The 14,806-nt window shown below is 32.5% G+C and carries 16 protein-coding genes; 4 read left to right on the forward strand and 12 right to left on the reverse strand.

The window, feature by feature from the left end:
• Positions 1 to 74 precede the first annotated feature (74 nt).
• Positions 75 to 500, forward strand: coding sequence for a hypothetical protein (locus KO500_RS04190; RefSeq protein ID WP_215955246.1), 426 nt, complete (start codon positions 75 to 77; stop codon positions 498 to 500).
• 8 nt (positions 501 to 508) lie between these two features.
• Here the strand turns inward: KO500_RS04190 and gldD are convergent, their stop codons facing one another.
• Genes gldD through mutY form a run of 4 tightly spaced genes read right to left on the reverse strand, consistent with a single transcriptional unit; the run spans position 509 to position 3,954 of the window.
• Positions 509 to 1,069 carry a gliding motility lipoprotein GldD gene (gene gldD / locus KO500_RS04195; RefSeq protein ID WP_215955247.1) on the reverse strand — a complete coding sequence of 187 codons (561 nt, stop codon included), beginning with the start codon at positions 1,067 to 1,069 and terminating at the stop codon, positions 509 to 511.
• On the reverse strand, positions 1,059 to 2,387 hold the full coding sequence (locus KO500_RS04200) for a gliding motility-associated protein GldE (protein ID WP_215955248.1): 1,329 nt from the start codon (positions 2,385 to 2,387) through the stop codon (positions 1,059 to 1,061). Before KO500_RS04200 ends, gldD begins: the two co-directional genes overlap by 11 nt.
• 22 nt (positions 2,388 to 2,409) lie before the next feature.
• Positions 2,410 to 2,886 carry a single-stranded DNA-binding protein gene (locus KO500_RS04205; protein ID WP_215955249.1) on the reverse strand — a complete coding sequence of 159 codons (477 nt, stop codon included), beginning with the start codon at positions 2,884 to 2,886 and terminating at the stop codon, positions 2,410 to 2,412.
• A 24-nt stretch (positions 2,887 to 2,910) separates the two neighbouring features.
• Positions 2,911 to 3,954 carry an A/G-specific adenine glycosylase gene (mutY, locus tag KO500_RS04210; protein WP_215955250.1) on the reverse strand — a complete coding sequence of 348 codons (1,044 nt, stop codon included), beginning with the start codon at positions 3,952 to 3,954 and terminating at the stop codon, positions 2,911 to 2,913.
• A gap of 126 nt (positions 3,955 to 4,080) precedes the next feature.
• Here mutY and KO500_RS04215 point away from each other — a divergent pair, with 126 nt between their 5' ends.
• The 3 genes from KO500_RS04215 (at position 4,081) to KO500_RS04225 (ending at position 6,767) form a co-directional block, all read left to right on the forward strand.
• Positions 4,081 to 4,371 (forward strand): HU family DNA-binding protein, encoded by a 291-nt coding sequence (locus tag KO500_RS04215; protein WP_013549904.1) that lies wholly within the window; start codon positions 4,081 to 4,083, stop codon positions 4,369 to 4,371.
• Between the two features lie 283 nt (positions 4,372 to 4,654).
• The gene (locus KO500_RS04220) at positions 4,655 to 6,205 is read left to right on the forward strand and encodes an Rne/Rng family ribonuclease (RefSeq protein ID WP_215955251.1); all 1,551 of its coding nucleotides are present in this window, start codon (positions 4,655 to 4,657) and stop codon (positions 6,203 to 6,205) included.
• A gap of 85 nt (positions 6,206 to 6,290) precedes the next feature.
• Positions 6,291 to 6,767 (forward strand): regulatory protein RecX, encoded by a 477-nt coding sequence (locus KO500_RS04225; RefSeq protein WP_215955252.1) that lies wholly within the window; start codon positions 6,291 to 6,293, stop codon positions 6,765 to 6,767.
• Positions 6,768 to 6,821: 54 nt separating this feature from the next.
• Here the strand turns inward: KO500_RS04225 and KO500_RS04230 are convergent, their stop codons facing one another.
• The 8 genes from KO500_RS04230 to bioD form a co-directional block, all read right to left on the reverse strand.
• Complete coding sequence (locus KO500_RS04230) at positions 6,822 to 7,319, reverse strand: DUF6646 family protein (protein ID WP_215955253.1); 498 nt, start codon at positions 7,317 to 7,319, stop codon at positions 6,822 to 6,824.
• A 72-nt stretch (positions 7,320 to 7,391) separates the two neighbouring features.
• Positions 7,392 to 8,249 carry a cupin-like domain-containing protein gene (locus KO500_RS04235; RefSeq protein WP_215955254.1) on the reverse strand — a complete coding sequence of 286 codons (858 nt, stop codon included), beginning with the start codon at positions 8,247 to 8,249 and terminating at the stop codon, positions 7,392 to 7,394.
• Positions 8,250 to 8,380: 131 nt separating this feature from the next.
• Positions 8,381 to 9,472, reverse strand: coding sequence for a biotin synthase BioB (gene bioB / locus KO500_RS04240; protein WP_215955255.1), 1,092 nt, complete (start codon positions 9,470 to 9,472; stop codon positions 8,381 to 8,383).
• Positions 9,473 to 9,608: 136 nt separating this feature from the next.
• Positions 9,609 to 11,036, reverse strand: a complete 1,428-nt coding sequence (locus KO500_RS04245; protein WP_215955256.1) for a flotillin family protein — start codon at positions 11,034 to 11,036, stop codon at positions 9,609 to 9,611.
• A gap of 4 nt (positions 11,037 to 11,040) precedes the next feature.
• Positions 11,041 to 11,616 carry a hypothetical protein gene (locus tag KO500_RS04250; protein WP_215955257.1) on the reverse strand — a complete coding sequence of 192 codons (576 nt, stop codon included), beginning with the start codon at positions 11,614 to 11,616 and terminating at the stop codon, positions 11,041 to 11,043.
• A gap of 18 nt (positions 11,617 to 11,634) precedes the next feature.
• Positions 11,635 to 12,795 carry a beta-ketoacyl synthase N-terminal-like domain-containing protein gene (locus tag KO500_RS04255; RefSeq protein WP_215955258.1) on the reverse strand — a complete coding sequence of 387 codons (1,161 nt, stop codon included), beginning with the start codon at positions 12,793 to 12,795 and terminating at the stop codon, positions 11,635 to 11,637.
• A gap of 7 nt (positions 12,796 to 12,802) precedes the next feature.
• Positions 12,803 to 14,071, reverse strand: a complete 1,269-nt coding sequence (bioA, locus tag KO500_RS04260) for an adenosylmethionine--8-amino-7-oxononanoate transaminase (protein WP_215955259.1) — start codon at positions 14,069 to 14,071, stop codon at positions 12,803 to 12,805.
• A 113-nt stretch (positions 14,072 to 14,184) separates the two neighbouring features.
• Positions 14,185 to 14,802 carry a dethiobiotin synthase gene (gene bioD, locus KO500_RS04265; RefSeq protein ID WP_215955260.1) on the reverse strand — a complete coding sequence of 206 codons (618 nt, stop codon included), beginning with the start codon at positions 14,800 to 14,802 and terminating at the stop codon, positions 14,185 to 14,187.
• Positions 14,803 to 14,806: the final 4 nt, after the last annotated feature.

Consider the following 14,806-nt stretch of genomic DNA (forward strand, 5'->3'; position numbering starts at 1 on the left):
TTAAAAGGTTGTGACTATTTTTATTTTGCTCCACCTATAAAACAATATATCTTTACAGCTCTAATTTATTTATCATGAAAAAATACATCATACTATTCGCGTCAATAGCACTGAGTTTAACTTTTGCCTGCAAAGACTCAAAAAAAGATGAAAAGAAAACTCAGATGCAAGAAGTTATGGCTGTACATGATGAAGTTATGCCGAAAATGAGCACAATCGGAAAATTAATTAGTGAAATAAATTCTAAAATTGAAACTGTAAAAGCAACTGACTCTACGCTAGAGCTTGAAGATGCTAAAAAAGATTTACAAGATGCCAACAAGGCCATGATGGACTGGATGAAAGGTTTTGGTGATCGTTTTGATGGTGATGAAATTTTAAAAGGAAAAGCACTTACAGAAGAAAAACAAAAACTTTTAGATGAAGAAGAACTAAAGGTTAAAGCACTTCGTGACCAAATGAATAAAAGCATAGAAAACGCTGAAGCAATCTTAAAATAAATATTAATTTATTCTTTCCAGCGTAAAGTTTCCATAACACTTCTCATATCACTAGATAAATATGTAGAAGCTGGCAAGATAGAATCGTAATTAGGTTTTGAGTAAAAATACACTGAACCAGTTACAAAATGATTAATACTATCCGTAAGGTAAAATTGTGATTGCGATGCCGCATCACCTATAATTTGAAAATAGGTGCCATAAACTCTATCCTTTTCATTAATAAAAGTCCTTGGCTCAATCTTATCAGCCTTTTTCATATGCTCCATAGATAGTTTTTCTGCATCTCGAATAAGATTGTTTAAATTACCATCAACATCTTTATAAGTAATAAAAATAGAGCCATTCATTGAAGGGTAATCTAAAACTATTGATTTTTGGTTTTTTACGATAGGCTTAGACAATTCATTATAACTAAATGAGAATTTTGATAAATCTAGCTGCTTCTCAATTGGCGAATTATATTCTAGTCGGAGCATTGCTTTTGGCTTCGGAATAACATAATCATCTTTACACCCAAAAAACAATACTGCAAATAACGCAACTACTAAGCTAAGTTTAAGCCTCATCTGGTAATGTAATTTTTATTTGTTTTAATCTTTTTTTGTCTAAACTCTCAATCACAAACTTATAGTTTTTAAAAACAACCTCTTCTCCTCTTTTTGGAAAACTACCTGCTATTTCTAATACAAAACCCGCTATTGTTTCTGACTCTCCTTTTTGTTCTTCAAAATCATCCTCATCATCAATTTTCACAACTTTATAAAAATCTTTAAGGTTTGTTTTTCCATCAAAAAGGTAATTTTTATCATCTAATTTAGAAAAAATTAAATCTTCATCATCAAACTCATCACTAATATCACCTACAATTTCTTCTATAATATCTTCTAAAGTTACAATACCAGAAGTACCGCCATACTCATCAACCACAACAGCTAAATGAATTTTCTTTTCTTGAAATTCTAACAATAAATCGTCTAGCTTTTTATTTTCTGGCACATAATAAGGTTCTCTAATCAGACTCATCCAACTAAATGTTTTCCGATCTATATAAGGTAACAAATCTTTCACATATAAAACACCTTGTACATTATCAACATTTTCAGAAAACACCGGAACTCTTGAATAACCTCGCTTTTTTATTTCTTCAATAACTTCTAAAAATTTCATTTCAGAGTTTAAAGCAAAAATATCAATTCGCGGACGCATGACCTGTTTAGTATCAGTATTACCAAAAGAAACTATTCCTTCTAATATTTTCTGCTCCTCTTTAGTTGTATCTCCTTCAGATGTTAATTCTAAAGCTTGTGATAGTTGATCAACACTCAAATTAGATTTATGTTTGCCCAATTTATTATGAAGAAATAATGTTACTGAACGCATTGGCGAACTTAAAGGCGTAAATACAAAATCTAACACCTTTAAAGGATAACTCATAAAATGAGCAAAACTCTTCTGGTTTCTATTAGCATATACTTTAGGTAAAATTTCACCAAACATTAATATTAAAAAAGTCACCACAACGACCTCTAACAAAAAACGAACTGAAATTACACCTAATAACTTATAAGTAATATGAGAAAACAACTCATCGCCAATTGCACTAAACAATAACACAATAGCTATGTTAATAGTATTATTTGCAATAAGAATGGTTGCTAAAAGTTTTTTAGGTTTTTCTAAAAGCGTCACAACAACAGCTCCTTTTGCTGTTTTTTCCTCATCTATATCATGAATATCAGTAGCCGAAAGACCAAAAAATGCCACCTCGGCACCCGATATTAGCGCAGAACACACTAATAAAATTATAAGCACAACAACTTTAAGTACAAAAGCACTATCAAAAACAACGAAGTTAAGCAGTTGACTATAGGGGTCTGGATCCAAAAGTTAAAATTTATTTATTAAATTAAAATGGTAAATCATCATCTTGTACAGGCTCATTAAAAGTTGGCTCAGCAGGTTTAGTAGGCACAGGACTAGCAGGTTTTTGAACTGCAGTATTTTGGCTCGGACTTGGTTGTTGCCCTTGATTGTTACCCGAATTTCCTTTTGTAGTTAAAAAAGTAAAATCTTGAACATGAACCTCAGTCGTATATCTTGGTTGACCATCTTCACCTTGCCACTGTCTATTCTTAAGTCTTCCCTCGACATAAATTTTATCACCTTTACTCAAGTATTTTTCACAAACCTCAGCCGCCTTGTTTCTAATAACAATATTATGCCAGTCTGTATTTGTAACTTTTTCACCTGTTTGTCTATTTGTATAGCTTTCATTTGTGGCTAACGGAAAACGTGCAATACAATTTCCTCCTTCAAAATAATGAATCTTTACTTCATCACCTAAATGCCCTATTAACATTACCTTATTTAACGTACCACTCATAACAAATATATTTCGTCAAAAATACTAAATTTTAAACATTTTAATAAAATCTGCTATTAAAACTGGAACAGGAAATTTACTTATTTCTGAAACTGAAACTCCATTAGCAATTTCATTATTAACGTTGACAATGTAAAATGTAGTATATAAATGTTGATGAGATAATTTATGAACAATTTTTTGCTCATTAAATTGGTACTTTTTAAATGACTTAGCATTAATAGATAGCTCAGACAACAGCTTATTAATTTGCTCATCCTTTATTATAGTATCTTTTTCTGTTTCTAGTAAAGGGAATTCATATAAATTTTGCCAAATTCCTTTTCCGGTACGTTGCTGCAATATTGTTTTATTTGCTTCATCAACAATAACAAGATAATTAAAGTATCTTTTTCTGACCTTAGTTTTCTTAATTTTTATAGGAAGACTATCAACTTTATCATCATTTAGTGCCACACAACTATCTTTTAAAGGACAAACATTACAATTGGGATTTTTTGGCACACATTGTATAGCACCGAATTCCATTATACCTTGATTATAATCTCTAATTTGCTCAACATTCATTACCTCCTGAGCTAATTTTTTAAAGTATTTAATTCCTTCAGTACTATTAATAGGTATATCAACTCCAAAATAGCGAGATAAAACACGATTTACATTACCATCAACAACAGCTTCTGGTAAATTAAAACTTATTGAAGCAATGGCACTAGCAGTATAATCACCCACTCCCTTTAACTTTAAGAGCTCCTTATAGGTGTTAGGAAATTCACCATTATAGGAATTTATGACCATTTTTGCCGTTGCATGAAGATTTCTTGCACGGGAATAATACCCCAAACCCTGCCAAAGTTTTAATATTTTTTCTTCAGAAGCGTCTGCTAAATCTTTTATTGTTGGAAAATTTTCAATAAATTTAAGATAATAAGGAGTTCCTTGCGCAACTCGTGTTTGTTGCAACATAATTTCTGAAAGCCAGATATTATAAGGATTGACGGTATTTCGCCAAGGAAGTTCCCTTTTATTTAAGGCGTACCAATGTAATATTTTATCTGAAAAAATCATTTTGAAAATGCTATGAAACAAAAGTAGTGGTTTATATACTTAAAATTAAGTCTATTAAGATGTAGATTGAATTTTAATTTATATATTTGCATCCCGAAAAAAACATAGATAAATCTATTTCAAAAAATGACGAAAGCGGATATTGTAACGAGAATCTCAGAAAAACTGGGTATTGAAAAAGGAGATGTACAGGCAACTGTTGAATCTTTCATGGAGGAAGTTAAGTATTCATTGGAGAATGGTGACAATGTATATTTAAGAGGTTTTGGTAGTTTTATCATCAAAACTAGAGCTGAAAAAACTGGTAGAAATATTTCTAAGAATACAACTATCAAAATACCAGCACATAACATACCTTCTTTTAAACCAGCAAAGGTTTTTGTAGAAAGTGTGAAAAGTAACGTAGAAGTAAAATAACAAAATATTAATCTTAAAAGTATAGTTTTATGCCAAGTGGTAAGAAGAGAAAAAGACATAAGGTAGCTACACATAAGCGCAAGAAGCGTAGAAGAGCTAACCGTCACAAGAAAAAGTAGTTGTTTCAACTACTTTTTCATTTTAAAACGTTCATTGACATCGAAATTCGTAAGAGAATTTCAAATAAGTTATTGAATTAACTTATTATATACATTGTTTAATCATTTATGTACTAAGTGTAGTATTTTTTATTACACTTATCTATAAATAAAAATTGATTCAGGTGAATAGAGAATTAATCGTAAGATCTAGTTCCGAAACCGTCGATTTTGCCTTATTAAAAGATGGAAAATTAACAGAACTTCAAAAAGTAGAAGACAGTAATAATTTTTCTGTTGGCGATATATTTATTGCCAAAGTTAGAAAACCAGTTACTGGCTTAAATGCTGCCTTTGTAAATGTGGGTTATGAAAAAGATGCGTTTCTGCATTACCACGACTTAGGCCCGCAATTTGCTACAATGTTAAAATTCATTAAGCAAGCTAGTACCGGAAAATTAAAAGATTTTTCGTTAAAAGATTTTCCATTTCAAGAAGATATTAATAAAGATGGTGTTATTACTGATGTAATAAAGGCAAACCAATCTTTACTAGTGCAAATTGTTAAAGAACCAATATCAACTAAAGGACCAAGAATTAGCTCTGAACTTTCTATTGCAGGACGTTACTTAGTTATGGTACCTTTTTCTGACCGCGTTTCTGTTTCTCAAAAAATAGAAAGTAATGAAGAAAAAAATAGACTTAAAAGACTTGTAAAAAGTATTAAGCCTAAAGGATTTGGTGTAATTATAAGAACAGTTGCAGAAGGCAAAAAAGTCGCAGAACTCGACAAAGATCTACAAAACTTACTGGCAAAATGGTCAGTAATGTGTAAAAAATTATACAAAGCTCCGCATCCATCAAAAGTTTTAGTTGAACTAAACAGAGCATCATCTATATTAAGAGATGTTTTCAACGACTCCTTCACAGGAATACACGTTGATGATGAGACCCTTTATGAGCAAGTAAAAGACTATGTGGCAGAAATTGCCCCAGAAAAAGAATCTATTGTTAAATTATATAACAATAATACCGTTCCTATTTTTGAAAAATTCGGAATAGAACGACAAATAAAAACTTCATTTGGTCGTACTGCAGCAATGAGCAAAGGTGCCTACCTAATCATCGAACATACTGAAGCATTACATGTTGTTGATGTAAACAGTGGAAATAGGTCTAATAAAGCAAAAAATCAAGAAGATACTGCTTTAGAAGTAAACTTATTAGCTGCTTCTGAAATCGCAAGACAACTACGTCTTCGTGATATGGGTGGTATTATTGTTGTTGATTTTATTGATATGACAAAAGGAGAAAATAGACGTAAACTATTTGATCACCTTCGTGATGAAATGAAGGATGACCGTGCAAAACATAAAATTTTGCCTCCGAGTAAGTTTGGACTGATACAAATTACAAGACAGAGAGTAAGGCCAGAAATGAATATTAAAACAACTGAAGCTGACCCTAACCGAAAAGGACAGGAAGTAGAAGCACCAATTGTTTTAATTGACAAAATAAATGCTGACCTAGAAAAATTACTCAATGGACCTGCAAAAGATAATGGTATTACTTTAAATATTCACCCTTTTATTGCAGCGTATATTACTAAAGGTTTTCCTTCAATACGTTCTAAATGGTTTTTAGAACACAAAAGGTGGATTAAAATACAGCCTAGAGATGCGTATACGTATCTTGAATACCGTTTTAAAAACAAAGACGGAAAAACCATATACTAAACAAAAGCGATTTCAGCAATGAAGTCGCTTTTTTTGTTTATATAAATCACGATTTATTACCTTAGCATAAATACTATTTTCTACTTTGAAACACGCACAACCCTCTTACACCTTAGAAGAAGCTACTAGAAAACTAGAAAGTTATTGTGCTTACCAAGATCGTTGCCATAAAGAAGTTACTCAAAAACTTAAAGACATGGGAATGATTACAATTGCAATAAATGAAATTATAAATCATTTAATTCAAGAGAATTTTTTAAACGAAGAACGATTTGCAAAAAGCTATGCTCGCGGAAAGTTTAATATTAAAAAATGGGGGAAAAAACGCATTACAAATGAGCTAAAACTTCGTGATATATCGAAATATAACATTAACACAGCCTTAAAAGAGATTGATGAAGATGAATATTTAAGAACACTGGACTTACTTATTGAGAAAAGAATTGATGCTATAAGCGAAAAAAATGTTTTTAAGAAAAGAAAAAAAATAGCAGATTACCTGTTATATAGAGGTTGGGAAAGCCATTTGATTTATGAAAAAATAACTGAATATATTCAATAAAAAAAGAGCGATTGTTTTACAACAATCGCTCTTTTTTTATGTTTTAATTTTTCTTTAGTTGATGCTAAATACAGCACCAAAACTAAATACAAATTGGTTATGCAATTTTTCCGCAGCAGTTAAATCACCATTATCATATCTTGCAAATGGCGCAGCAATTTCAGTATACAAACCAAAACCATCTGTAAAGAAATAACGCCCACCCAAATGGCCACCAAAGTTTTTTAAACTTAAATCTAAACCAGGATAAATATCTACGTTATTCCCTAATTGAAAAACACTTCCTAAATTTGCATTAAAACGTGCTTTCAAATCAAAACGGTCAACAAAATCTGCATCTATTGATTCTTCAACACCTAAAATATAAGATGAAGATAAACCTAAAGAGAAGTTTTCTCCCATTCCGTGATCGTAGGTAAGTACAATACCAGAACCGTTATCTTGAAAATTCGCTCCTATTTGAAATTTATCATCTCCACTTCCTGTATACGCTTGTGCATTTGCAAAAGACACTCCCAATACCATTGTCAAAAGAACTAATACTTTTTTCATTAAATTATTTTTTATAATTAGTGTTATAAATTTTAGTTGGCAAAGATAAATATCTAAACTAAATAAATTACACTAAATGAGATTGTTATTTGTTTTATCAATTGCTTTTTGATTTTTACCATCAATCCATTTTTGGCCATATATTCTACGCATTAAATTATCGTAATAACGCATTACAAAAATATTATATGCAGCCTTTCCAAAATGTAATGGATTACGAGCCAGAGCCCTTAGACTCATAGAGAAACCAGGTGTAATGTATTTCATATAATGCCAATAACCTTCTGGCATATACAACACCTCTCCATGTTCTAAATAGGTTTTATAACCTGTTGCCTTTTTTAATGCTGGCCATTTTTCAAAATCAGGATTAGAAAAATTAATATCCTCATGCGTTATTAGCGAATGAGGTACTTTATATAAAAATTGATTTTGAGATTGATCAAAAAGAATAATCTCTTTTCTACCTTCAAAATGAATGTGAAATATATTTGCAAAATCTATATCATAGTGCATGAAAGTGTACGAATCTCTACCTCCAAAAAACAACATTGGAACCCCCTTCAATAATCGCAAACCAACATTAGGGAACTTGTAATCTTTTTGAAGTTGCGGTACTTCTTTTAGAGCATTCCATAAGAAAATACGAAACTTAGTAGGCTCTTTCTTAAGCAGATCAATATACTCCGCCATTTTCATTTTAGCATGCGGTTCGTTAAAACCATCTTCATGACTAACAGGCCTATCGTCATATAGCGGAACGACTTTATCACCAGCTAATTGTTTAATATAATCAAGATTCCATTTGGTAAATGCAGGCCAATCCTCAATAAACCTTTCTATAACAACAGGTTTTTGCGGTTTAAAATAATACTCAATAAAGTCTTCCTTTGTAATACTGCTTACCCTAGGAATATCTTGTAAATTCAATAGTAATAAATTTTAAAATAAACTATAGCGTTATCTATTTTCACAAAATGACAACGCTTTAAAAAAGGTAATAAATTGGTTTTGGCTGGTAATTAAAAAAGCGCCTCGATAACGAAGCACTTTTATATATTTTAAGAAAGTTTTGCCTTCGCTTTTGCTATTTCATTTCTTTCAATCTTATGCTCTGGGCGTGACCATTTTGGTTTTTCTCCTAAATTTTGATACTCAGAATCTGCCGCTTCAACAGTTTTTGGTTGTGAAACTTTAGTAAATGGTTTTTGAGAATTTAAACCTAAAAGTTTAAACATTGCCATATCATCATTAACATCAGGATTAGGTGTTGTTAATAATTTATCACCTGCAAAAATAGAATTTGCACCTGCAAAGAAACACATTGCCTGCCCTTCTCTACTCATATCCGTTCTACCTGCCGATAAACGAACTTGTGTATCTGGCATAACAATTCTAGTTGTAGCAACCATTCTAATCATATCCCAAATAGGAATTGGCTCAAAATCTTCCATTGGAGTACCTTCAACAGGAACTAAAGCGTTAATTGGAACTGATTCTGGTTGCGGGTTAAGTGATGCCAAAGCTACTAGCATTCCTGCTCTATCTTCTAGCTTTTCACCCATTCCTATAATTCCACCACTACAAACTGTAACGTTAGTTTTACGAACATTACCTATAGTATCTAAACGATCTTCAAATGCTCTTGTCGAAATTACATCTTTATAATAATCTTCTGATGTATCTAAATTATGATTGTACGCATACAAACCAGCTTCCGCCAAACGTTGTGCTTGATTTTCAGTAATCATACCTAAAGTACAACAAACCTCCATATCCAATTTGTTAATTGTACGAACCATTTCAAGCACTTGATCAAACTCAGGGCCATCTTTAACATTACGCCAAGCAGCACCCATACACACTCTTGAACTTCCAGAAGCTTTTGCTCTTAACGCTTGAGCCTTAACATGTGGCACCGTCATTAAATCATTACCCTCAACACTTGTATGATAGCGAGCTGCTTGCGGACAATACCCACAATCTTCAGGGCAACCACCAGTTTTTATTGATAGTAATGTAGAAACCTGAACCGTATTTGGATCATGATTTTTTCTATGTATTGTAGCTGCATCATACAACAACTCCATCATAGGTTTATTATAAATGTCTAATATTTCTTCTTTTGTCCAATTATGTCTTGTCTCGCTCATATAGCTCATTTAATCAATTCACAAAAATAACTTATTTGTAATTCAAATCCCAATAAAGAAATTGCTGATTAATGATAAAGCCCTGTTGAATTTACATTCCACAGGGCTTCAATTTTACACAAGAATTATATTTTATTTATTCTTTATTAGAAGTATTATCTTCTATTTCTCCTTTAATTTCTTCGGCATTAACGTCTTTACCTTTTAGGTATTCTGGCAATTGCATACCTGCCATATTAAACATTTCTTGAAGTGGTGGAACTGATTTATACATTCCTGAAATAAAGTTAGCCGTTGAACCTTTACCATCAGCAGATTTTGCACCTGAATCCCAAACAGTAACCTTATCGATTTTAATGTTTTTGATAGCTTCAGCTTGTGTTTTTACTAATTCCGGAAGTTTATCTGCCACCAATAACAATACTGCATCTTTAGGATTATTACCTGCTGCTTTTACAATTTCATCAAGACCTTGCGCTTGTTTAGTTAAAACCTCAAACAAACCTTGTGCTTCTGCTTGTGCTTTAAACAAAATCGCATCAGCCTCACCTTTTGCAATGCGTCTTGTACGCTCTGCATCTGCTTCAGCATCAATTTCTACTTTTCTTTTATCAATTTCTGCAGGTACAACAATATCTGCCATTTGAGAACTACGCACACGTTCAGCTCTCGCTAATTCAGCATCTTTTTCAGCAGCATATGATTCCTCTAATGCTTTTGCTGATTGTACTTTTTCTGAAGCTATCGCAGTACGCTCAGCTTCCGCTTCTCTTTGTCGACGTAGTGAATCAGAGTTTGCAACATTTATTTTTGCAATATTTTCCCCCTCTACTGCTTGCGCATTTGCAGCAGCAACTTGTGTGCGTTCATCTTGCAAAGCATTTGCCTCACCAATAGAACCATCTCTATTTTTTTCAGCAACAGACTTACGAGCGGCATTAATTGCATGCGCGGCAGCCTCTTTACCTAATGCCTCAATATAGCCAGATTCATCAACAATATCTGTAATATTTACGTTGATTAATTTTAGACCTACTTTTTTTAATTCCGATTCAACACTTTTAGAAATGTTTGTCAAAAACTTATCTCTATCTGAATTAATTTCTTCAATATCCATTGAAGCAACAACCAAACGTAATTGACCAAAAATAATTTCTTTTGCTAAATCTTGCACATCCTGCATGCCTTGCCCTAATAAACGCTCAGCAGCATTCTGCATAATCCCAGGCTCTGTAGAAATACCAATTGTAAATCTTGAAGGTACATTTACACGAATGTTTTGCTTACTTAACGCATTTACAAGATTCACCTCAATAGAAATAGGTGTTAAATCTAAAAACTCATAATCTTGAATTACCGGCCAAACGAATGCCGCTCCACCATGAATACAGCGAGCAGAATTTCCGTTACCTACTTTTCCATACACTACCAATATTCTATCGGAAGGACACCTTTTATATCTACGTATAAAAGAGATAATAATGATAAATAAAAATAAAATTGCAAAACCAATGGTTAGCAAAGTAGCAACGCCGCTACCCAATTGTAATGGTAATAATAGCATGTAGTTATTTATTTAGTAATTCAACAATTAAAATTCCGTTGTCAGTGATTTTAGTAACGCAAACAACGTTACCTTGGGTCAAATCAATTAATTCTTCCGTTAAGGCATCAAGTTCTCTTAAAGTACCTTGAACTGTAATACTTACTTTACCAACTTTAGACCTGTTAGCACCAATAGTTAGGTAAACTTCGCCTACTTGATTTATTGCATTTGCTAATTTTAACGTACCACTACTTTGAAGTCTGGCTAGATAATAAAACAGTGACGCCATTGCAAACATCATTATTAAACCGCAAATAATTGAAATTACGACAACTAGGTATTTTGGCAAATCAGCATCGAGAGATGCAATACCTGACCATCCGAAAATGGTGAAAAAACCAACTAAATTTTTGAAAGACAAAAATTGAAATTCAATACCAGTATCACTTTCTATCTCCGCATCTATATCGCCATCAAGATCATCTCCTCCTCCTAACAGCGTTAGTATTAACAATACTATAAAAATTATGGAAGCGACACATGCTATAATCCAATATATTTTTTCAAATATTGACAAGGCATCAAACCATATTTCCATAGAATTATATTTTATTAGTTAGGTTACTTTTTTCAATAATATACTTACTGCATTCCCTCCAAAACCAACAGCATTTACTAATACTTTTGATATTTTATTTGGAAGCTCACCTGATTTCACATAAGGCACTTTAATTGCTTTCTGATGTTGAATCATTAAAACTGCTAGCTCTAAACTCAACATTCCTGAAGCTCCGAAAGTATGCCCTATCTTCCACTTATTTGTAGTACAAAACGGTCTTTTGTTACAGAATATTTCATTAATTGCTAAAACTTCTGAAGAGTCTCCTTTTCTAGTACCTGGAGCATGCATTACTATTACATCTACCTCATCAGGGTTTGTATCACCTAAAGCCATTTTCATAGAGCGTTGAAAACAAACAGCATCAGTTGAAATAGATATATTATGTTCTAAAATTTCAGTGGCATAACCAACACCTTCAATAACTGCTAACGCATTATCCGGAACTCCTTTTTCTAAACACACTACTGAAGCTCCTTCACCCAAAACCATTGTGTTTTGGGTTTTATTTAAATCTAAAGCCAAACAAGGATATTCAACCTCTTCACGTGCGTAAATTTTTAATGCTTTAATCTGCGCTATAGTAAAAGGTGTTAACGGAGCCTCACTACCACCAACCATAAATTTATCTGCCATGCCACCTTTTAGCCAAGCTACGCCATTTAATAAAGAATGTAAAGCTGTTGAACAGGTAATGGAATGTGATATTTCTGGTCCTTGAGTTTGTAAATCATGTGCAATCCAAGAAGAAATATTACCTAAGGTAGTTGTTGGCGATGCTAATGTTGACGATTTTTTATCATTTAAATATTCTTGATGGTATTTTTCAAATAATGATGTTGCTCCTCGTGATGACCCAATATTGATTCCAAAATTATCACCCGCTGACCAACCTGCTTGTGCCATTGCTTGTCTTGATGCAAAAAGGGTAAACAGTACACTATCATCTAAATTTTTATATTTGGCATCGGATAACTTTAGCTTTTCAACTGCTTCAACCCCTTCTTCGGTTAAAGCACCAACCCAAGTGGAAACAGCTTCAAAATTTCTTTTAGTTAAAAAATGAGTGTCTTTTTGGTAAGCATTCCAAATTTCTTCTTGTGTAATACCCAATGGAGAAATTGAAGAAATAGCTGTAATTGAAATATCTTCTTTCAAAACGTCTTTAAATTTTTGCTAAAATAGCTTTAATAGAACTGTAAATTTTTTGTAATTGCTCATCTGTAATTACATAGGGAGCTGAAATATAAATCGTAGCTCCTAAAGGGCGCAGGAACACACCACTATCCATAAAATGTTTCAATAATTGATCTCTTAAATTACCGTAACGTTCCATTTTAATATTCAAATCTAATGCGAAAATAGTACCTGTTTGTCTTGTTCGAGCAACTTTAGGGTGCACTTTAACTTCTTCATTAAATTGTTGATGCGAAGCGATTACTCGTTTCATACTCTGTTGCATCTCATCGGACTGCAACAACTCTATACCAGCTATCGCTGACGCACAAGCTAAAGGATTTGCCGTATACGTATGCCCATGAAATAAGCCTTTTGCAATATCTGTGCTATAAAAAGCATCGTAAATTTTTTGAGTACAACTCGTAGCTCCCATAGGCACCATACCAGCAGTAAGTGCTTTAGACATACAAATTATATTTGGCTTTTCAGTTAAATAATCTGATGCAAAATATTTTCCAGTTTTACCAAAACCAGTCATTACCTCATCGGCAATTGTGATTACATCATACTTTTTTAACAACTTAAGTATCTCACCAAGTCCGTCTACATCATGCATTTGCATGGCAGCTGCACCTTGTATCAATGGCTCATATATAAAACCTGCGATATCATTGTGTATCAACCGTTTTTCTAACTGTTCTAAGGTATGTGCTATATTTTCCTTTGTTGGTGGCGCAACTCGTTCTACAGTGATAAAAAACTCTTCAAAAGATCCGTTGTAAACTGACAAATCAGAAACAGACATAGCACCGAAAGTATCACCATGAAATGCATCATCAAAAGCTAATAAGACATTACGTTTATTACCTTGATTAAAATGATACTGAATAGCCATTTTGATTCCAATTTCTGTTGATGTAGAACCATTATCAGAAAAGAATATTTTTTGTTGGTTATCAGGTAGAATTTCCATCAATTTTTCTGACAACTGTACCGCTGGCTCATGGGTGAAACCACTAAAGACAACCTGATCTAATTGTTGCATTTGCGCATACACCTTTTCAATTATATAGTCATTACAATGCCCATAAACCGAGGTGTACCATGATGAAATTCCGTCTATATACTCCTTACCATCTTCATCAGTTAAAATACAACCTTTAGCTTTTTTAATTGCCAACATAGTATCATGTATCTTATGCTGTGTTAAAGGGTGCCAAATGTGTTTTTTATCTCTTTCGGATATATTTCCCACTAGAAAATTATTTAATAATTATATTTATTTTTTTCTAGTACAAAGATGCTAATTAATAGCCAGAATAAGCTATAAATAGCACTTAATACTTCCGACAACAAATATTGACTTAATTATAATTCTTGTAAGGCTTTTTTAAACTTATTAGCATATTTTTTCACTGTAGTTTTATCAAAAAATGGTTCTTCATCTATTCTACCAATACACTTTACTCCAGTTTTCTTAAGAATTATTTCTTCTGTTTCAGGTTGCTCATCACCACTAAAAATCAAGGAAACATTATATCCTTTAAATTCTAACCACATAACAGTAAGTAACGTATGGTTTATACTGCCCAAATAATGTCTTGACACTACAATTACCTCATAATTCGGCATAATAATATCTAAAATAGTATCATGATCATTTAAAGGAACTAACAAACCACCAGCTCCTTCAATAACTAAATTATTTTCTGTTTCCGGTTCTTCTATTTTTTCTCTATCAATAACAATTCCATCAATCTTCGCAGCAGCATGCGGACTCATAGGTGTGTTTAATGCGTAACTGTTTTTATGAAAAACTGTTTTATCATTTGAAATAAGATCTTTAACCTTGTGGGTATCGGACGTTTCTAAATCACCTGCTTGTATTGGTTTCCAATAATCTGCCTCAAGTGCTTCCACTAAAATTGCTGATGCTATTGTTTTTCCTACCTCAGTAGATATTCCTGTTACAAAAAATTGTTTCATGAAT

Source organism: Cellulophaga baltica, from assembly GCF_018861125.1.
In the GTDB taxonomy this organism is placed as follows: Bacteria; Bacteroidota; Bacteroidia; order Flavobacteriales; family Flavobacteriaceae; genus Cellulophaga; species Cellulophaga baltica_A.